Genomic DNA, 16,420 nt, shown 5'->3' on the forward strand with positions numbered 1-16,420 from the left:
TTGAGGGCTTAAAGCCATGATGCAACCTAAGAAAACGAAGTTCCGGAAGGCGCATAAGGGCCGCATCCACGGCGTTGCGTCTTCGGGCGCGACGTTGGCGTTCGGCCAGTTCGGCCTGAAGGCGACCGAGCCTGAGCGCGTCACCGCGCGTCAAATCGAAGCCGCCCGCCGCGCGCTGACCCGTCACATGAAGCGCGCCGGCCGCGTCTGGATCCGTGTGTTCCCCGACGTTCCGGTGTCGAAGAAGCCGGCCGAAGTCCGCATGGGCTCCGGCAAGGGTTCGCCGGAATTGTGGGTCGCGCGAGTCAAGCCCGGCCGGGTGCTGTTCGAGATCGACGGCGTCAACACCCAGACGGCGCGTGAGGCGCTGACCCTGGCGGCCGCCAAGCTGCCGATCAAGACGCGCTTCGTCGAGCGCATTGCGGAGTAATGGCCATGGCCCAGATGAAGATCGAAGACATCCGCGCGATGAGCCCCGACCAGCAGGATGATGCCATCCTGAACCTGAAGAAGGAGCGCTTCAACCTGCGCTTCCAGCGCGCCACCGGGCAGCTCGAGAACACCTCGCGCCTGCGCGAGGCCCGCCGTGACATCGCCCGGATCAAGACCGTCGCCGCGCAGACGCGCGCAAAGAAGAAGTAAGAGGCTTACGAAGATGCCGAAACGTACTTTGCAGGGCGTGGTCGTCAGCGACAAGCAAGCCAAGACCATTGTGGTGCGCGTCGACCGCCGCTTCACGCACCCGATCTACAAGAAGACGATCCGCCGTTCGAAGAACTACCACGCGCACGACGAGAGCAACCAGTTCAAGCCGGGCGACATGGTGTGGATCGAGGAAACGAAGCCGATTTCGAAGTTGAAGCGCTGGGTCGTGATCCGGGGCGAACACAAGAAAAGCGCCTGATCTGTTAGCTCTAGCCGACTGACTTCAGGGAAATGTTGAGCGCCGGCTGGGCTGGCGCAAAGAGAAAGAGGACGAGGTGCATCAATGATTCAGATGCAGACCAACCTCGACGTGGCCGACAATTCTGGCGCACGCCGTGTCATGTGTATCAAGGTGCTCGGAGGCTCCAAGCGCCGCTACGCCACGATCGGCGACATCATCGTCGTGTCGATCAAGGAAGCCATCCCGCGTGGCAAGGTGAAGAAGGGCGACGTGATGAAGGCCGTCGTGGTGCGCGTCCGCAAGGACATCCGCCGCGCCGACGGTTCGGTCATCCGCTTCGATCGCAATGCCGCCGTTCTGATCAACAACCAGTCCGAGCCGGTCGGCACCCGTATCTTCGGGCCCGTGCCGCGCGAGCTGCGCGCCAAGAACCACATGAAGATCATCTCGCTCGCGCCGGAGGTGCTGTGATGGCTGCGAAGATCCGCAAGGGCGACAAGGTCGTCGTGCTGACCGGCCGCGACAAGGGCCGCACCGGCGAGGTGTTCGAGGTTCGCCCCGACGCCGGTACCGCGCTGGTGCGCGGCATCAACATGGTCAAGCGTCATCAGAAGCAGACGCAGGCCCAGGAGGGCGGCATCATCTCGAAAGAGGCGCCGATCCAACTGTCCAATATCGCGTATGTCGGCAAGGACGGAAAGCCGACCCGCGTCGGATTCAAGATTCTGGCGGACGGCAAGAAGGTCCGCATCGCCAAGAGCTCGGGAGCTGAGATCGATGGCTGAGGCCGCTTACACGCCGCGCCTGCGCGCGGAATATGACGCGAAGATCCGCACGGCTCTGACCGAGAAGTTCGGTTATGAGAACGTCATGCAGGTTCCGCGCCTGGACAAGGTCGTGCTGAACATGGGCGTTGGCGATTCCGTCAACGACCGCAAGAAGGCCGAGACCGCCGCTGCCGAGCTGAGCCAGATCGCCGGCCAGAAGGCGATCGTGACCTATTCGCGCATCGCGATTGCGACCTTCAAGTTGCGAGAGAACCAGCCGATCGGCTGCAAGGTCACGCTGCGCAAGGCCCGCATGTACGAGTTCATCGATCGCCTGGTGAATGTCGCGCTGCCGCGCGTCCGCGACTTCCGCGGCCTGAACCCGAAGAGCTTCGATGGCCGCGGCAACTACTCGCTCGGCATCAAGGAGCACATCATTTTCCCCGAGATCGACTTCGACAAGGTCGCGGAAGCCCGCGGTATGGACATCACCGTCTGCACCACGGCCAAGACCGACGAAGAGGCGAGGGCCTTGTTGACCGCTTTCAATTTCCCGTTCCGGCAGTGAGACGCTGACCTAAAGCCTCTCAAACGCGGATACCCAGGAGCCAAGCATGGCAAAGAAGAGTTCAGTCGAGAAGAACAACCGGCGCAAGCGGATGGTGAAGAACGCCGCCGCCAAGCGCGAGCGGTTGAAGGCGATCATCGCCGACAAGACGCTGCCGATGGAGGAGCGGTTTGCCGCGACCCTGAAGCTGGCGGAAATGCCGCGCAACTCGTCGGCGACCCGCATCCGCCTGCGCTGCGAGCTGTCGGGCCGCCCGCGCTCGAACTATCGCAAGAACAAGCTGTCCCGTATCGCGCTGCGCGACCTTGGCTCCAAGGGCATGGTCCCGGGCCTCGTGAAGTCCAGCTGGTAAGGAGGGTCGTTTAGATGTCTACGCACGATCCAATCAGCGATCTGATCACCCGTATCCGCAACGCGCAGATGCGTTCGAAGACCAAGGTCTCCACGCCTGGCTCGAAGATGCGCGAGAACGTGCTCGAGGTCCTCAAGACCGAGGGTTACATCCGCGGCTACGCCACGCTCGAGCATTCCTCGGGTCGCAGCGAGATCGAGATCGAGCTGAAGTATTTCGACGGCGAGCCCGTCATCCGCGAGATTGAACGCGTTTCCAAGCCCGGGCGTCGCGTCTACGCCTCGGTGAAGAACCTGCCGCGGGTGAACAACGGACTCGGCATTTCGGTGTTGTCGACGCCGAAGGGGATCATGGCCGACCACAGCGCGCGCGACGCGAATGTGGGCGGTGAAGTCCTCTTCACGGTGTTCTGAGAAGGATTTTTCATCCATGTCACGTGTTGGCAAAAGGCCTGTGGCGGTGCCGTCGGGTGTTACCGCGACCGTCGATGGGCAGACCGTCAAGATGAAGGGGCCGAAGGGCCAGCTTCAGTTCGTCGTTCATGACGACGTCGAGGTGAAGCTCGAGAGCGGCCAGATCAAGGTCAAGCCGCGGCTCGAGACCAATCGCGCGCGCGCGCTCTACGGTACCGCTCGCGCCCAGGTCGCGAATCTGGTCGAAGGCGTCACCAAGGGCTTCGAGAAGAAGCTGGAGATCACCGGCGTCGGTTACCGCGCCGCGATGCAGGGCAAGAACCTTCAGCTCGCGCTCGGCTACAGCCACGACGTGATCTATCCGATCCCCGAGGGGATCACGATCACGGTGCCGAAGCCGACCGAGATCACGGTAGCGGGCAGCGACGTCCAGCGCGTCGGCCAGGTCGCGGCCGAGATCCGCAGCTATCGCCCGCCGGAGCCCTACAAGGGCAAGGGCGTGAAGTATGTTGGCGAATTCATCTTCCGCAAGGAAGGCAAGAAGAAGTAACGGAGCCGGTCATGTCCAAAGCCAAGGTTACGAATGCCCGGCGCAAGCGGAGCGTGCGGCTGAAGCTGCGCCGCTCCGGTGGTGGTCGTCCGCGTCTGTCGGTGTTCCGCTCGTCCAAGCACATCTACGCCCAGGTCATCGACGATCTGAAGGGCGAGACGCTGGCATCTGCCTCGTCGCTCGAGAAGTCGATGCGCGACGGTGGCAAGACCGGTGCCGACATCGATGCGGCGAAGGCGGTCGGCAAGCTGCTGGCCCAGCGCGCCGCCGAGAAGGGCGTCAAGGAAGTCGTGTTCGATCGCGGCAGCTATCTCTATCACGGGCGCGTCAAGGCTCTTGCCGATGCGGCGCGTGAGAGCGGGCTGAGCTTCTAACAGAATTTGAGGATTGAGGCGTAAGCCTCTGAAGGATTGGAAAAACCATGGCAGCTGAACGCGAACAACGTGGTGGACGCGATCAACGCGGCGGCGGACGTGAACGCAGGGAGCGCGAGGAGCGCGACAGCGAGTTCGTCGACAAGCTCGTCCACATCAACCGCGTGGCCAAGGTCGTCAAGGGCGGCAAGCGCTTCGGTTTCGCAGCGCTGGTCGTGATCGGCGACCAGAAGGGTCGCGCCGGCTTCGGTCACGGCAAGGCGCGCGAAGTGCCCGAGGCGATCCGCAAGGCGACCGAGTCCGCCAAGCGCAACCTGACGCGGGTGTCGCTCCGCGAGGGCCGCACGCTCCATCACGACATCGCCGGCCGTCATGGTGCGGGCCGTGTCTACCTGCGTGCAGCTCCGGCCGGTACCGGCATCATCGCCGGCGGCCCGATGCGTGCGGTGTTCGAGACGCTCGGCGTGCAGGACGTGGTCGCCAAGTCGATCGGCTCGTCGAACCCCTACAACATGGTTCGCGCGACCTTCGACGCGCTGAAGCATCAGGATTCGCCGCGTTCGGTCGCAGCCCGCCGCAACATCAAGGTGTCCACTCTGCAGTCGCGCCGTATCGGTGGCGATGCCGAGGCGGCTGCCGACTAACGGAAGCTCTGGAGTAGACTCCCATGGCCAAGGCCGCAAAGACGATCAAGGTCGAGCAGACCGGCAGCGCGATCCGCCGCCATCACTCGCAGCGCTCGACCCTGATCGGGCTCAAGCTCAACAAGATCGGCCGTACCAGCGAACTGCCGGACACCCCGGCGGTCCGCGGCATGATCGAGAAGGTTCACCATCTCGTCCGCATCGTCGACGAGAAGTAAGCAAAGGCGCACGATCCCGAAAAGCCGGAAGCGGTTTTCGGTGAGGATCGTGCGCAAGACACAAGGAGAAGGGCGATGAAGCTCAGCGATATCGCCGACAACGCCGGCTCGCGCAAGAAGCGTATGCGCGTCGGCCGCGGCATCGGTTCCGGCAAGGGCAAGCAGTCCGGCCGCGGCGGCAAGGGCCAGACCGCGCGTTCGGGCGTGCGCATCAAGGGTTTCGAAGGCGGCCAGATGCCGATGCATCGCCGTCTGCCCAAGCGCGGCTTCAACAACATCTTCCGCGTCGAGTTCGCCGAGATCAATCTCGACCGGCTGCAGGAAGCGGTCGACGCCAAGAAGATCGACGCCGGCAGCGTCGTCAACGTCGAATCCCTGGTGAAGGGTGGCGTGCTGCGCCGCGCCAAGGCCGGCCTGCGGCTGCTCGGCCGGGGCGAGCTCAAGTCCAAGCTCAACATCGAAGTGCACGGCGCCAGCAAGACCGCGATCGCGGCGGTCGAGAAGGCCGGCGGCTCGGTGAAGATCCTCGCCCAGCCTAAGGAAGAAGGCGAGGCGGCGTAACAACTGCGTCATTGGCCCGCGGCGCGCGGGCCTTTACGCATGCGGGACGTGGACTTATCGAAGCCGAGCCCCAGATAATGTCTGGCGTCCGCTAAACTAGCCCGGCCGCGGGCATGACGGCGCAACAGGCGGCGGGAGAAAGTCCAAGATGGTCTCTGCAGCGGAACAACTGGCAGCCAATCTCAATTTCGGCGCGTTTGCCAAGGCCGACGAACTGAAGAAGCGCATCTGGTTCACCCTGGGTGCGCTGCTCGTTTATCGGCTCGGGACCTACATCCCGCTGCCCGGCATCGATCCCAACATCTGGGAGCAGGTGTTCCGCTCCCAGGCGGGCGGCATCCTCGGCATGTTCAACATGTTCGCCGGCGGCGGCATCCACCGCATGGCGATCTTCGCGCTGAACATCATGCCGTACATCTCGGCCTCGATCATCATCCAGCTTCTCACCACCGTCTCGCCGCAGCTCGAGGCGCTGAAGAAGGAGGGCGAGGCTGGCCGCAAGACACTGAACCAGTACACCCGCTATCTCACGGTGATCCTGGCCGCGTTCCAGTCCTACGGCATCGCGGTGGGCCTCGAAGGCGCCGGCAACGTCGTCAGCGAGCCCGGCATGTTCTTCCGCCTGTCCACGGCGATCACGCTGACCGGCGGCACGATGTTCCTGATGTGGCTCGGCGAGCAGATCACCTCGCGCGGCATCGGCAATGGCATCTCGCTGATCATTCTCGCCGGCATCGTCGCCGAGCTGCCAGCCGCGCTTGCCGGCATGCTCGAGCTCGGCCGTCAGGGCGCGATGTCGACCGGGCTGATCCTGGTCGTCATCATCATGGCCGTCGCCGTCATCGCCTTCATCGTGTTCATGGAGCGCGCGCAGCGCCGCCTCTTGATCCAGTATCCGAAGCGCCAGGTCGGCAACAAGATGTTCGAGGGCCAGTCCTCGCATCTGCCGCTCAAGCTCAACACCTCCGGCGTGATCCCGCCGATCTTCGCGTCCTCGCTGCTCTTGCTGCCGACGACGGTTGCGAACTTCAACACGGGCAGTGGGCCGGTGTGGTTCCAGTGGATCACCACCCAGCTCGGCCATGGCCGCCCGCTGTTCCTGATCATGTATCTGGCGTTGATCGTGTTCTTCGCCTTCTTCTACACCGCGATCGTGTTCAACCCGACCGAGACCGCGGACAATCTGAAGAAGCACGGCGGCTTCATTCCGGGCATTCGCCCCGGCGAGCGCACCGCGGAATACATCGACTACGTGCTGTCGCGCATCACCGTCTTGGGCGCGATCTATCTGGCGATCGTCTGCTTGATCCCCGAGATCCTGATCTCCTACGCCTCGGTGCCGTTCTACTTCGGCGGCACCTCGCTGCTGATCGTCGTCAGTGTCACCATGGATACGGTGGCGCAGGTTCAGGGCTATCTGCTGGCCCATCAGTACGAAGGCCTGATCCGGAAGTCCAAGCTGCGGGGCCGCCGTAGATGAGCAGGGAGCTCGCGCGCCGAATCGCTTTCACGATTGGCGCGCTGCTCCTTTTCAGGCTCGGCACGCAGATCCCGATCGCGGGAGTGAACACGTCTGGCTTCGCGCTGACGCCGGACCTCATCGCCCGTCTCTCGCTCTTTGCGCTCGGCCTTGTTCCCTATCTGACTGCGGCGATCTTCGTCCGACTACTGTCTGTCGTCTGGCGCGGCCTGAACTCGCTCGAGCGGTCAGGCGAGGGTGGCCGGCGCAAGGTCGCCCGTGCCACGCTCGGACTCACGCTGGGACTTGCTGCTTTCCAGGCCTATGGCATTGCCTCCGCGCTGACGTCCATTCCGGGCCTAGTTAGGAACCCCGACGGCTGGTTCGTGGTGACGGGAACGGCTTCGATGGTCGGCGGCGTCTTCGTGCTGGTGTGGTTGAGCGAACAGATCACCCGCTACGGCATCGGCAACGGTCTGGCGGTGATCTTGAGCGTCGGCATTCTCGTTTCGATTCCTCGCGACGCTGCTGCCATCGTGGAGCTCGTGCGGCGAGGAGCGCTCTCGAGCAACCTCGTGTTCGTCCACGCCATGCTCTGGGTCGTGACCGTCGCTGCAATCGTGCTTGTCGAGGGCGCGCGGCGAAACGTGCGCGTTGAGTTCGGCGCACTGCGCGTTGGGGATCGGCAACTGCCGCCGCGCGATGCGGTGCTCCCGATCAAGCTCAACAGCGCCGGGTTTCTGATTCCGGTTACCGTGGCGCCGTGGATATTCTTTCTGCCGCTCGCCTTTGCCGGCCTCATCCTGGGTGGCGATCACCCCTTGGTCGCCGCGGCCTACCGGCACCTTCAGATGGGGCAGCCGGCGCACCTCATCCTCGTGTCGATCGCCGTGTTCGTGCTCGCCTTCGTCTACACCGCCTATGTCGTCGATCCCGAATACACGGCCAAATCTCTGGCCCGGCACAATGGCGTAATTTCCGGTATCGCTGCTGGCGAGGCCTCTGCCGATTATCTCGATCGCGTCGTGTCATTGACGACGGTCGTCGGAGCCGTCTACCTGACGGCGTTGCAGTTGATTCCGGAGGTGTTCGACCTTTACGGGATCGGTCTGCCTTATAGTATGGTCGTCGATGGTGGTGCCGCGCTGGTTGTGGTTTGCACCGCTCTTGATATCAAAACACAGGTGCGCGAGGTATCGCTCACCAATCCGGGGGGCGTACGCCGATGAGAATTATACTTCTGGGACCGCCGGGGTCGGGCAAGGGGACCCAGGCCCAGCTCTTGGTGCAGCGCTATGGCATCGTCCAGCTCTCGACCGGCGAGATGCTGCGTGCCGCGGTTGCGGCCGGAACGCCGGTCGGGCTGAAGGCCAAGGAGATCATGGCCAGCGGCGGCCTCGTGCCTGATGACGTCGTGGTGGGAATCATCTCCGACCGCATCGACCAGCCCGACGCCAAGAACGGTTTCATCCTCGACGGTTTCCCGCGCACCGTGCCGCAGGCTGAGGCGCTGGACCAGTTGCTCAAGGGCAAGCACCTCAAGCTCGACGCCGTGATCGAGCTCCGCGTCAACGAGAGCGCGCTGTTGAGCCGCGTCGAAACCCGCGTTGCCCAGATGCGGGAGCGCGGCGAGGAGGTCCGGCTCGACGACACCCCCGAGGTCCTGACCAAGCGGCTTGCCAGCTATCGCAGCCAGACGGAACCGCTGATTCACTACTATTCCGAGCGTCGGAAGCTCTCGACCATCGACGGCATGATGGCCATCGACGAGGTCACCCGCGCCATCCACCGCCAGCTCCTGGCTCTGGGGGCGGTCGAGCCCAAGACGCATGCCCGAAGCGCAGCCAAGGCGTCACCGGCCAAAAAAACCAAGGCGGCGAAGAAATCGACCCAAAAGCCGGCGAAGGCAGCCAAAAAGGCCGCAAAATCGGCTAAAACCGCCAAAAAGGCAGCCAAGAAGGCCAAGAAGGCGGCCAAGAGAACGGCCAAAAAAGCAGCCAGAAAGACCGCCAAGAAGGCCGTCAAAAAGGGTGCCAAAAAGGCCGCAAAAAAGGTCACGAAAAAGCGAGCCAAGCGCTAGCAGCGGTTGACGAAAGCCCCTGGAATCCCCTAATAAGCCCCGCATCCAAGTCGGATAGTTTCAGACGATGCCGGGCCCCAGGAAGACCGGGGGTGGGCGTCGTGTTCGCGTTTGTGAACACCTGCCCGAGAAAGCAAGCACTTAAAGCCCGATTCCTGACGAGGGATCGGCAACAGGAGAGAAGGCCGTGGCCCGTATTGCCGGCGTGAACATTCCCACCAACAAGCGCGTGCTGATCGCGCTCCAGTACATCCATGGCATCGGCGCGAAGATCGCCGGCGAGATCATGGAGAAGGTGAAGATCCCCGAGGATCGTCGCGTCAATCAGCTCAGCGACGCCGAAGTGCTTCAGATCCGTGAAGTCATCGACCGCGATTATCTCGTCGAGGGCGACCTGCGTCGTGAAGTCGGTATCAACATCAAGCGTCTGATGGACCTCGGCTGCTATCGCGGCCTGCGTCATCGTCGCGGTCTGCCGGTGCGCGGCCAGCGCACCCACACCAATGCGCGCACGCGCAAGGGCCCGGCCAAGGCCATCGCCGGCAAGAAGAAGTAAGTTTTCGAATCCAGTCGCGGCGTGTGGCGAAAGGGGATGACCCGTTCGCCACGCGCTTTTCGTTCCACAGGTGTAGCCGCTGGCATTACGGCGGCGTTTGAGATCTTCAGGAAAGGGACTCAATGGGCAAGGAAGCCACCCGCGTTCGTCGTCGTGAGCGCAAGAACATCGCCTCCGGCGTCGCGCATGTGAACTCATCGTTCAACAACACGACCATCACCATCACCGACGCGCAGGGCAACACGATTGCCTGGTCCTCGGCCGGCACGATGGGCTTCAAGGGCTCGCGCAAGTCGACCCCGTACGCCGCGCAGGTCGCCGCCGAGGACGTGTCCAAGAAGGCGCAGGAGCACGGCATGCGCACGCTGGAAGTCGAGGTCGCCGGCCCCGGTTCGGGTCGCGAATCGGCGCTCCGTGCGCTCCAGGCCGCAGGCTTCACCGTCACCTCGATCCGCGACGTGACCACGATCCCGCACAACGGTTGCCGTCCCCGTAAGCGTCGGCGCGTTTGATACCAAGTTGCGGGCGCATCGGCGCCCGCAATGACTTTTTAAGAAGCCGCGGGAATGATCTGCGGCCTTTCTCCAACGCCAGTATTTGAACTGTCAAATTGACTGGCCTGTATGGGTGAAACAGTGACGATCCAGAAAAATTGGCAAGAACTGATTCGGCCGAACAAGCTCCAGGTCACGCCCGGCAGCGATCCCTCGCGTTTTGCGACCATCGTCGCCGAGCCGCTCGAGCGTGGTTTCGGCCAAACCCTCGGCAATGCGCTGCGCCGCATCCTGCTCTCCTCGCTCCAGGGCGCGGCGGTGCAGTCGGTGCACATCGACGGCGTGCTGCACGAGTTCTCCTCGATCGCGGGCGTCCGTGAGGACGTCACCGACATCGTGCTCAACATCAAGGACATCTCGATCAAGATGCAGGGCGAAGGCCCCAAGCGCATGGTCGTGAAGAAGCAGGGTCCGGGCGTCGTCACCGCCGGCGACATCCAGACCGTCGGCGATGTGGTCGTGCTGAACCCCGATCTGCAGATCTGCACGCTCGACGAGGGCGCCGAGATCCGCATGGAGTTCACGGTCTCGACCGGCAAGGGCTACGTGCCCGCCGAGCGCAACCGTCCCGAGGACGCGCCGATCGGCCTGATCCCGGTCGACAGCCTGTACTCGCCGGTCCGCAAGGTCTCCTACAAGGTCGAGAACACCCGCGAGGGCCAGATCCTCGACTACGACAAGCTGACCATGACGATCGAGACCAACGGCGCGATCACGCCGGATGACTCCGTGGCCTACGCTGCGCGCATCCTGCAGGATCAGCTCAACGTGTTCGTCAACTTCGAAGAGCCGCGCAAGGAAGTCGCCCAGGAGATCATTCCGGATCTCGCCTTCAACCCTGCCTTCCTCAAGAAGGTGGACGAGCTGGAGCTGTCGGTGCGTTCGGCCAACTGCCTGAAGAACGACAACATCGTTTACATCGGCGATCTCGTGCAGAAGAGCGAAGCGGAAATGCTCCGCACCCCGAACTTCGGCCGCAAGTCGCTGAACGAGATCAAGGAAGTGCTGGCCCAGATGGGTCTGCATCTCGGCATGGAAGTGCCGGGCTGGCCGCCGGAGAACATCGACGAGCTCGCCAAGCGCTTCGAGGATCATTACTGAGCGAATGGGGAGTGGCGAATGGCGAATAGGGGTCTACTCGCCATTCGCTATTCACCACCCCGGGCGAACGCAGGCAGCCCACCTGAGCAACATGTCCGACGAACCGTCGCGGCAGTTTTAACGTAAGGACTACACACATGCGTCACGGCAAGGTTCATCGGAAGCTCAACCGCACGGCCGAGCACCGCAAGGCGATGTTCGCCAACATGGCGGCCGCGCTGATCAAGCACGAGCAGATCGTCACCACGCTGCCCAAGGCCAAGGAGCTTCGCCCGATCGTGGAGAAGCTCGTCACCCTCGGCAAGAAGGGCGGCCTGTCGCTGCGCCGTCAGGCGATCGCGGAGCTGCGCGACGTCGACATGGTCAAGAAGCTCTTCGACACGCTGGCGACCCGCTACAAGGACCGCCAGGGCGGCTACACCCGCATCATCAAGGCGGGCTTCCGCTACGGCGACAACGCCGCCATGGCCGTGATCGAGTTCGTCGATCGCGACGTCGATGCCAAGGGCCAGGATTCCGGCCCGGTGCAGGAGAAGGAAGCCGAGGCGGCGTAAGCCGACCGGCATGACGTTTCAAAAGCGGCGCCTTCGGCGCCGCTTTTTTGTTTCGTAGGAACGGTAGGGTGGGCAAAGGCGCGCTCTTCGCGCGCCGTGCCCACCATTCAGTCCACAAGCTGCGCCAAGATGATGGGCACGCTTCCGCCTTCGCTCTTCGAGCTACAGCGGACAAGTCGCTTTGCGGACCCTACAATCCTCACGCGTCAGTGAGTCCTGATTGCAGCTGAGGGAGCCGCTTCCGATATCTCCATGCACATCCATGGAGATATCGCATGAAGATCGACCTTTCCGGAAAGACCGCCCTCGTGACCGGCTCGACCGCCGGCATTGGCCACGCCATCGCCAAGGGCCTCGCCGCCTCGGGCGCCAGCATCGTGATCAACGGCCGCGGCCAGGACAAGGTCGATGCGGCGGTGCGCAAGCTGGAAGGAACGGGCGCCAAGGTCCGTGGCATCGCGGCCGACGTCTCGACCGCCGCGGGCTGCAAGGCCCTCATTGCGGCGCTGCCCGAGATCGACATCCTCATCAACAATGCCGGCATCTTCGAGCCCAAGGACTTCTTCGATATCCCGGACGAGGACTGGACCCGCTTCTTCGAGGTAAATGTGATGAGCGGCGTGCGGCTGTCGCGTGCGTACATGAAGGGGATGCTTGAGCGCAACTGGGGCCGCATCGTCTTCATCTCCTCGGAGTCCGGGCTCAACATTCCCGTCGAGATGATTCATTACGGCATGACCAAGACGGCCCAGCTCTCGGTTGCGCGCGGGCTCGCCCAGCTCACCCGCGGCACCGGCGTCACCGTCAATTCCGTGCTGCCGGGCCCGACGATGTCGGAGGGCGTCGAAACGTTCGTGAAGGATCTGGCGAAGCAGAACGGCCAATCGGTGAACGAAGCCGCTGCCAATTTCGTCAAGCAGCATCGTCCGAGCTCGCTGATCCAGCGCTTCGCCAGCGTCGACGAGATCGCGAACATGGTGGTCTATGTCGCCTCGAAGGAGGCATCCGCCACAAACGGCGCAGCGCTGCGCGCCGAGGGCGGCATCGTCAACACGATCGCCTGAGGGGAAGCGGTGAAATCGTAGGGTGGGTTAGCGCTGCAGATGCGCGAAGCGCATCTGCAGGGCGTAACCCACCATCTTCGTCACCGCAGGAAATGAAGAGGTGGGTTACGCCGTGCGAACTGCGCTTCGCGCGTTCACACGCTACCCCCACCTACGAAGCCTAACGTCGAAGCTGCTACCACCCCTCCAGCACGATCTTGCCGCGCGACTTGCCGCTTTCAAGCAGCGCGTGCGCGCGCTTGAGGTTGGCGGCGTTGATCGTGCCGAAGGTCTGATCCAGCGTGGTGCGCAACACGCCCTTGTCGATGAGGTCGGCGACGTCGTTGAGCAGATGATGCTGCGCGATCATGTCAGGCGTCTGGAACGAGGAGCGCGTGAACATCGATTCCCAGTGCACCGAGATCGCCTTGCCCTTGAATGTGCTCATGGCAAATTCCGGGGGATCGTCGATCAGGCCGAACCGGCCCTGCGGAGCCATGAAATCGGCGATCGCCTTGTAGTGCTGGTCGGTAAAGGTCAGGCTGGCGACCAGCGCGACCGGCGGCAGCTTCAATGTCTCGATCTGCTCCTTCATCGGCTTGCCGTGGTCGATCACCGCATGCGCGCCGAGATCGAGGCACCATTTCTGCGACTCCGGCCGCGTGGCGGTGGCAAGTACCGTCAGCCCGGTGAGGCGACGCGCGAGCTGGATCAGGATCGAGCCGACGCCGCCGGCGCCGCCCGTGATCAAGAGCGTGCGCGGATCGACGCTCTTGCCGGGTACCGCGCCAAGCCGGTCGAACAGCAACTCCCAGGCGGTGATGGAGGTGAGGGGCAGGGCGGCGGCCTGCGCGAAGGACAGGCTCTTCGGCTTGTTGCCGACGATGCGCTCGTCGACCAGGTGGAATTCGGCGTTGGTGCCCTGGCGCAGGATCGAGCCGGCGTAGAACACCTCGTCCCCCGGCTTGAACAGCGACACGTCAGGCCCGACGGCATCGACGACGCCCGCTGCGTCATAGCCGAGGATCTTCGTCTCGCCCTCGGGCGGGGCGGCGCGCTTGCGCACCTTGTAATCGACCGGATTGGCCGAGATCGCCTTCACGGCGACGCGAATGTCGCGCCCCTTCGGCTCGGGCTTTGCGGTCTCGAAATCGATCAATGAATCCGCGTCCTCGATCGGAAGCGACTTTTTGTAACCGACGGCCTTCATGGCTTGTCTCCATCAGATGGCTTTGTTCGCCCGCCGCTCTAACTGTCGCCCTGGCTTCCGATTGGCAAGTACTGTAAATTCGGGGATATAGTCCCTGTTTGGATACTATTGGGAAAACACGCATGAAACGGCGCGATTTCGCCCGGCGCCCGGGCTGCTCTGTCGAGGCGACGCTGGACCTGATCGACGGCAAGTGGAAGGGCGTGATCCTCTACCACCTGCAGAGCGGCACCCAGCGCTTCGGCGAATTGCGCCGCCGGATGCCCGGGATCACCCAGCGCATGCTCACCAAACAGCTGCGCGCGCTGGAGGAGGACAAGCTCGTCATCCGCAAGGTCTATGCCGAGGTGCCGCCGCGCGTGGAGTATTGCCTGTCCGAGTTAGGTCAGAGCCTCAAGCCCGTCATCGACATCCTGAAAGCCTGGGGCGAGAGCCACCAGGAGCGGCTGTCCTGCGCGCCGCCGCCGGTGGTCGTGAAGAAGAAGCGCGCAGCGTAGGTTGGAGAGGAGCTCGCGCCGCATCTTCAGTGTCGTCCCCGCCTAGTGCGCAATTGCGCACGGGGGGCGGGGACCCATAACCCAGGGAGAGGTTGTGGTGCGCGCCAGTAACTCCGAGTCATCGCAATTACGTCCGCCTGTGGTTATGGGTCCCGGGTTCGCGCTGTCGCGCGCCCCGGGACGACGAGTGTGGCCTAGAACGCGAACTGCGTGCGCATCGCGACCGCATCGAACTTCGAGCCGACATCGGCGGTCGAGACCGGCGAAGCCTGCCGCGACACCGTGCCGTGCAGATAATCGAGCATGAAGCGCACGTTGCCGTTGACGTACCAGTTGAGCGCGAGCGTATAGACCGTCTGCCGTCCGCCGGCGACGCCGCTGGCCGTTGCGAGCTGATCGTTGAGGTCGATCGTCGAGAAGCGTCCCGCGATTTCCCACGCACCCCAGCCGCCACCGTCGAGCGAGAACGGATGCGCCGGCTTGACGCCGTGATAGGCGGCGTTCGCCGCGTTGTAGGACCGGCCCTCGCCGGTCAGCACGTAGCCGGCCTGGGCATAGCCGCCCTGGAATTTCAGGCTCGGTGCGCCGACCAGCGGCACGCCGGTGTTGGCGGTGCGATCGACATTGTACCAGAAGTACTCACCCTGGACGATGAACGGCCCGTAGGTCGCCGCCGCCTCGACGCTGTAGACCTGCGCGCCTGAGGCATTGGCGATGGCGCCGGTAGAGATCAGGGTGGTTGGATCGAGACGCAATTCCGGACGATCGCTGAGCGCGAGCGTCTGCGTGTTGGCGATCAGATTGCGCGGCGGCTGGATCAGCCATTGCGCATCGGCGCCGATATGCACCGAATAGTCCTTGCCGCTAATGGGATTGCCGGCCACGCGCGCCACGGCGCCATATTGCTCGCTGGTGCCGGCCGGTGCTGCGCTCGAGGCGGAATGGATCGCGCCGGTCGAGGGCCCCGTGACGTAGCCGCCGATCCAGAGCTGGTCGTTGAACCAGCGCGCACCGGCTGCGGAGCGGAAGTCGCCGGCGGCGATGTTGGTCGCGATCACACCGGGCGAGGCGCGCTCCATGAACATGATGTCGTTTGAGCTCGTCGCTTCGTCGAGCGTGTATGGCAGATCCATGATGCCGGCCTCGATCGCCATCCGTCCGCCGAACGGCTTCAGCCCGGTGTAGCTGAGATAGGCATTCTCGACGCCGGAGACGCCGCCGCCCGGTAGCGATCCCGGCGCGGCGCCGCCGAATCCGTCCGACGAGCCGCCAAAATCGTAGACCAGCGCGAAGTTCCAGTCGTTGAAGAACTTGCCGGTGACGCCGATGCGCGCGCGGCGGACGTTTTGGCCGCTGTCGAGCTTCTGCGGCACGGTGGCCGCGGTGTTGGGACGGTAGTCATAGCCGCCGACATCCCAATGCAGGCGGCTGGTGATGGCGACGCAGTTGGCCTGGTCGGCGGTGCAGATCGTCGGCCGGTTGTTCGGCATCGTCACGACGACGCCGGATGCCGGCGCCGGTCCCTTGACGGGGATCGCCGCATTGGCGTTCGCAACGACAGCCTTTGCTTCCGAGCGCGCCTCCGCCTTGGCTTCGGCCTTCGCTTCGGCCCTGGCTTTTGCCGTGGCCGCCGTGTTTGCCGCGGTCTGGCTCTGGAGCTTGTCGAGCTTCTGCTCCAGCATCTTCAACTGCTGCTTCAGCAGCGCGATCTCCTGCTCGCTGCTGCTTGCCGATTGGGCCTGGGCCTGCGAGGCCGCCAGCACGCCGGCGAGACCAATCGCGGTGGCCGCAATTCTTGTTCTGCTCACGTTACGCCTCCATCGTTTGACTGATTTCCCCAAGTCGCGAACGGAGAGCCTAGGTGTGATCGATGACTGCCCCGCGACGCTGCGCCCGGTTGCGTGGGTTCCAGCTGATGCAAATTCGCCGCAACCGAATCCGCTTCACACCACCATGCAAGATGACGCACATCATGCCAATCCGCCGCCCGGGCAAATTGCCGATTCGAACGATGCGCTTGCATGGCCGGACAC

The 16,420-nt window shown here is 63.6% G+C and carries 24 protein-coding genes; 22 read left to right on the plus strand and 2 right to left on the minus strand.

Annotation, left to right across the window (positions count from 1 at the left end):
- Window positions 1–16: 16 nt before the first annotated feature.
- From rplP to ACVIIV_RS21720, 21 genes are all read left to right on the plus strand, one after another.
- On the plus strand, window positions 17–430 hold the full coding sequence (gene rplP / locus ACVIIV_RS21620; protein ID WP_008136349.1) for a 50S ribosomal protein L16: 414 nt from the start codon (window positions 17–19) through the stop codon (window positions 428–430).
- 5 nt (window positions 431–435) lie between these two features.
- The gene (gene rpmC / locus ACVIIV_RS21625) at window positions 436–642 is read left to right on the plus strand and encodes a 50S ribosomal protein L29 (RefSeq protein ID WP_011088144.1); all 207 of its coding nucleotides are present in this window, start codon (window positions 436–438) and stop codon (window positions 640–642) included.
- 13 nt (window positions 643–655) lie between these two features.
- On the plus strand, window positions 656–904 hold the full coding sequence (gene rpsQ, locus ACVIIV_RS21630) for a 30S ribosomal protein S17 (protein WP_024342452.1): 249 nt from the start codon (window positions 656–658) through the stop codon (window positions 902–904).
- An 84-nt stretch (window positions 905–988) separates the two neighbouring features.
- Window positions 989–1,357, plus strand: coding sequence for a 50S ribosomal protein L14 (gene rplN / locus ACVIIV_RS21635; protein ID WP_007603030.1), 369 nt, complete (start codon window positions 989–991; stop codon window positions 1,355–1,357).
- Window positions 1,357–1,671 carry a 50S ribosomal protein L24 gene (rplX, locus tag ACVIIV_RS21640; RefSeq protein WP_011088142.1) on the plus strand — a complete coding sequence of 105 codons (315 nt, stop codon included), beginning with the start codon at window positions 1,357–1,359 and terminating at the stop codon, window positions 1,669–1,671. The genes rplN and rplX overlap by 1 nt, the downstream gene beginning before the upstream one ends.
- On the plus strand, window positions 1,664–2,221 hold the full coding sequence (gene rplE, locus ACVIIV_RS21645; RefSeq protein ID WP_456745961.1) for a 50S ribosomal protein L5: 558 nt from the start codon (window positions 1,664–1,666) through the stop codon (window positions 2,219–2,221). Before rplX ends, rplE begins: the two co-directional genes overlap by 8 nt.
- Window positions 2,222–2,267: 46 nt before the next feature.
- Window positions 2,268–2,573: a 30S ribosomal protein S14 gene (gene rpsN, locus ACVIIV_RS21650; RefSeq protein WP_024342455.1), complete on the plus strand. Its 306-nt coding sequence runs from the start codon at window positions 2,268–2,270 to the stop codon at window positions 2,571–2,573.
- Between the two features lie 14 nt (window positions 2,574–2,587).
- Window positions 2,588–2,986, plus strand: coding sequence for a 30S ribosomal protein S8 (gene rpsH / locus ACVIIV_RS21655; protein WP_027554158.1), 399 nt, complete (start codon window positions 2,588–2,590; stop codon window positions 2,984–2,986).
- A 16-nt stretch (window positions 2,987–3,002) separates the two neighbouring features.
- Window positions 3,003–3,536 (plus strand): 50S ribosomal protein L6, encoded by a 534-nt coding sequence (rplF, locus tag ACVIIV_RS21660; RefSeq protein WP_456745962.1) that lies wholly within the window; start codon window positions 3,003–3,005, stop codon window positions 3,534–3,536.
- A gap of 11 nt (window positions 3,537–3,547) precedes the next feature.
- Window positions 3,548–3,910 (plus strand): 50S ribosomal protein L18, encoded by a 363-nt coding sequence (rplR, locus tag ACVIIV_RS21665; protein ID WP_027554160.1) that lies wholly within the window; start codon window positions 3,548–3,550, stop codon window positions 3,908–3,910.
- 47 nt (window positions 3,911–3,957) lie between these two features.
- A complete protein-coding gene (rpsE, locus tag ACVIIV_RS21670; RefSeq protein ID WP_014494507.1) occupies window positions 3,958–4,554 on the plus strand; it encodes a 30S ribosomal protein S5 in 597 nt (198 codons plus the stop codon).
- Window positions 4,555–4,577: 23 nt separating this feature from the next.
- Window positions 4,578–4,772 carry a 50S ribosomal protein L30 gene (gene rpmD, locus ACVIIV_RS21675; RefSeq protein WP_027574064.1) on the plus strand — a complete coding sequence of 65 codons (195 nt, stop codon included), beginning with the start codon at window positions 4,578–4,580 and terminating at the stop codon, window positions 4,770–4,772.
- Between the two features lie 75 nt (window positions 4,773–4,847).
- Window positions 4,848–5,333: a 50S ribosomal protein L15 gene (rplO, locus tag ACVIIV_RS21680; protein WP_456745963.1), complete on the plus strand. Its 486-nt coding sequence runs from the start codon at window positions 4,848–4,850 to the stop codon at window positions 5,331–5,333.
- A 148-nt stretch (window positions 5,334–5,481) separates the two neighbouring features.
- On the plus strand, window positions 5,482–6,813 hold the full coding sequence (secY, locus tag ACVIIV_RS21685) for a preprotein translocase subunit SecY (protein ID WP_456745964.1): 1,332 nt from the start codon (window positions 5,482–5,484) through the stop codon (window positions 6,811–6,813).
- A complete protein-coding gene (locus ACVIIV_RS21690; protein WP_456745965.1) occupies window positions 6,810–8,021 on the plus strand; it encodes a preprotein translocase subunit SecY in 1,212 nt (403 codons plus the stop codon). Before secY ends, ACVIIV_RS21690 begins: the two co-directional genes overlap by 4 nt.
- The gene (locus tag ACVIIV_RS21695; protein ID WP_456745966.1) at window positions 8,018–8,872 is read left to right on the plus strand and encodes an adenylate kinase; all 855 of its coding nucleotides are present in this window, start codon (window positions 8,018–8,020) and stop codon (window positions 8,870–8,872) included. Before ACVIIV_RS21690 ends, ACVIIV_RS21695 begins: the two co-directional genes overlap by 4 nt.
- 187 nt (window positions 8,873–9,059) lie before the next feature.
- Complete coding sequence (rpsM, locus tag ACVIIV_RS21700) at window positions 9,060–9,428, plus strand: 30S ribosomal protein S13 (protein WP_035709590.1); 369 nt, start codon at window positions 9,060–9,062, stop codon at window positions 9,426–9,428.
- A 122-nt stretch (window positions 9,429–9,550) separates the two neighbouring features.
- Window positions 9,551–9,940, plus strand: coding sequence for a 30S ribosomal protein S11 (gene rpsK, locus ACVIIV_RS21705; RefSeq protein WP_007603045.1), 390 nt, complete (start codon window positions 9,551–9,553; stop codon window positions 9,938–9,940).
- Window positions 9,941–10,051: 111 nt separating this feature from the next.
- Window positions 10,052–11,083, plus strand: a complete 1,032-nt coding sequence (locus ACVIIV_RS21710; protein WP_029674561.1) for a DNA-directed RNA polymerase subunit alpha — start codon at window positions 10,052–10,054, stop codon at window positions 11,081–11,083.
- A gap of 137 nt (window positions 11,084–11,220) precedes the next feature.
- Window positions 11,221–11,637, plus strand: a complete 417-nt coding sequence (rplQ, locus tag ACVIIV_RS21715; protein WP_080137232.1) for a 50S ribosomal protein L17 — start codon at window positions 11,221–11,223, stop codon at window positions 11,635–11,637.
- Between the two features lie 275 nt (window positions 11,638–11,912).
- A complete protein-coding gene (locus ACVIIV_RS21720; protein WP_456745967.1) occupies window positions 11,913–12,701 on the plus strand; it encodes an SDR family NAD(P)-dependent oxidoreductase in 789 nt (262 codons plus the stop codon).
- A 175-nt stretch (window positions 12,702–12,876) separates the two neighbouring features.
- Here ACVIIV_RS21720 and ACVIIV_RS21725 read toward each other — a convergent pair whose 3' ends face one another.
- Window positions 12,877–13,890 (minus strand): zinc-binding alcohol dehydrogenase family protein, encoded by a 1,014-nt coding sequence (locus ACVIIV_RS21725; RefSeq protein WP_456745968.1) that lies wholly within the window; start codon window positions 13,888–13,890, stop codon window positions 12,877–12,879.
- Between the two features lie 122 nt (window positions 13,891–14,012).
- Between ACVIIV_RS21725 and ACVIIV_RS21730 the strand changes: the two genes are divergently transcribed.
- The gene (locus ACVIIV_RS21730; protein WP_456745969.1) at window positions 14,013–14,387 is read left to right on the plus strand and encodes a winged helix-turn-helix transcriptional regulator; all 375 of its coding nucleotides are present in this window, start codon (window positions 14,013–14,015) and stop codon (window positions 14,385–14,387) included.
- 194 nt (window positions 14,388–14,581) lie between these two features.
- On the opposite strand, the gene ACVIIV_RS21735 is transcribed toward ACVIIV_RS21730, so the two are convergent.
- Window positions 14,582–16,195 (minus strand): OprO/OprP family phosphate-selective porin, encoded by a 1,614-nt coding sequence (locus tag ACVIIV_RS21735; protein ID WP_456745970.1) that lies wholly within the window; start codon window positions 16,193–16,195, stop codon window positions 14,582–14,584.
- Window positions 16,196–16,420 lie beyond the last annotated feature (225 nt).

Source organism: Bradyrhizobium sp. USDA 4354 (assembly GCF_054060315.1).

Bases quoted from the DNA above. Each gene is read 5' to 3' on its own strand.
- rpmD (WP_027574064.1), top strand. From the start codon at position 4,578: ATGGCCAAGGCCGCAAAGACGATCAAGGTCGAGCAGACCGGCAGCGCG.
- rplN (WP_007603030.1), top strand. From the start codon at position 989: ATGATTCAGATGCAGACCAACCTCGACGTGGCCGACAATTCTGGCGCA.
- rpsK (WP_007603045.1), top strand. From the start codon at position 9,551: ATGGGCAAGGAAGCCACCCGCGTTCGTCGTCGTGAGCGCAAGAACATC.
- ACVIIV_RS21725 (WP_456745968.1), bottom strand. From the start codon at position 13,890: ATGAAGGCCGTCGGTTACAAAAAGTCGCTTCCGATCGAGGACGCGGAT.
- secY (WP_456745964.1), top strand. From the start codon at position 5,482: ATGGTCTCTGCAGCGGAACAACTGGCAGCCAATCTCAATTTCGGCGCG.
- ACVIIV_RS21695 (WP_456745966.1), top strand. From the start codon at position 8,018: ATGAGAATTATACTTCTGGGACCGCCGGGGTCGGGCAAGGGGACCCAG.
- rpsE (WP_014494507.1), top strand. From the start codon at position 3,958: ATGGCAGCTGAACGCGAACAACGTGGTGGACGCGATCAACGCGGCGGC.
- ACVIIV_RS21720 (WP_456745967.1), top strand. From the start codon at position 11,913: ATGAAGATCGACCTTTCCGGAAAGACCGCCCTCGTGACCGGCTCGACC.
- ACVIIV_RS21730 (WP_456745969.1), top strand. From the start codon at position 14,013: ATGAAACGGCGCGATTTCGCCCGGCGCCCGGGCTGCTCTGTCGAGGCG.
- rpsH (WP_027554158.1), top strand. From the start codon at position 2,588: ATGTCTACGCACGATCCAATCAGCGATCTGATCACCCGTATCCGCAAC.
- rplQ (WP_080137232.1), top strand. From the start codon at position 11,221: ATGCGTCACGGCAAGGTTCATCGGAAGCTCAACCGCACGGCCGAGCAC.
- rpmC (WP_011088144.1), top strand. From the start codon at position 436: ATGGCCCAGATGAAGATCGAAGACATCCGCGCGATGAGCCCCGACCAG.
- ACVIIV_RS21690 (WP_456745965.1), top strand. From the start codon at position 6,810: ATGAGCAGGGAGCTCGCGCGCCGAATCGCTTTCACGATTGGCGCGCTG.
- ACVIIV_RS21710 (WP_029674561.1), top strand. From the start codon at position 10,052: ATGGGTGAAACAGTGACGATCCAGAAAAATTGGCAAGAACTGATTCGG.
- rplF (WP_456745962.1), top strand. From the start codon at position 3,003: ATGTCACGTGTTGGCAAAAGGCCTGTGGCGGTGCCGTCGGGTGTTACC.
- rpsN (WP_024342455.1), top strand. From the start codon at position 2,268: ATGGCAAAGAAGAGTTCAGTCGAGAAGAACAACCGGCGCAAGCGGATG.
- rpsQ (WP_024342452.1), top strand. From the start codon at position 656: ATGCCGAAACGTACTTTGCAGGGCGTGGTCGTCAGCGACAAGCAAGCC.
- rplO (WP_456745963.1), top strand. From the start codon at position 4,848: ATGAAGCTCAGCGATATCGCCGACAACGCCGGCTCGCGCAAGAAGCGT.
- rplE (WP_456745961.1), top strand. From the start codon at position 1,664: ATGGCTGAGGCCGCTTACACGCCGCGCCTGCGCGCGGAATATGACGCG.
- rplP (WP_008136349.1), top strand. From the start codon at position 17: ATGATGCAACCTAAGAAAACGAAGTTCCGGAAGGCGCATAAGGGCCGC.
- rplX (WP_011088142.1), top strand. From the start codon at position 1,357: ATGGCTGCGAAGATCCGCAAGGGCGACAAGGTCGTCGTGCTGACCGGC.
- rplR (WP_027554160.1), top strand. From the start codon at position 3,548: ATGTCCAAAGCCAAGGTTACGAATGCCCGGCGCAAGCGGAGCGTGCGG.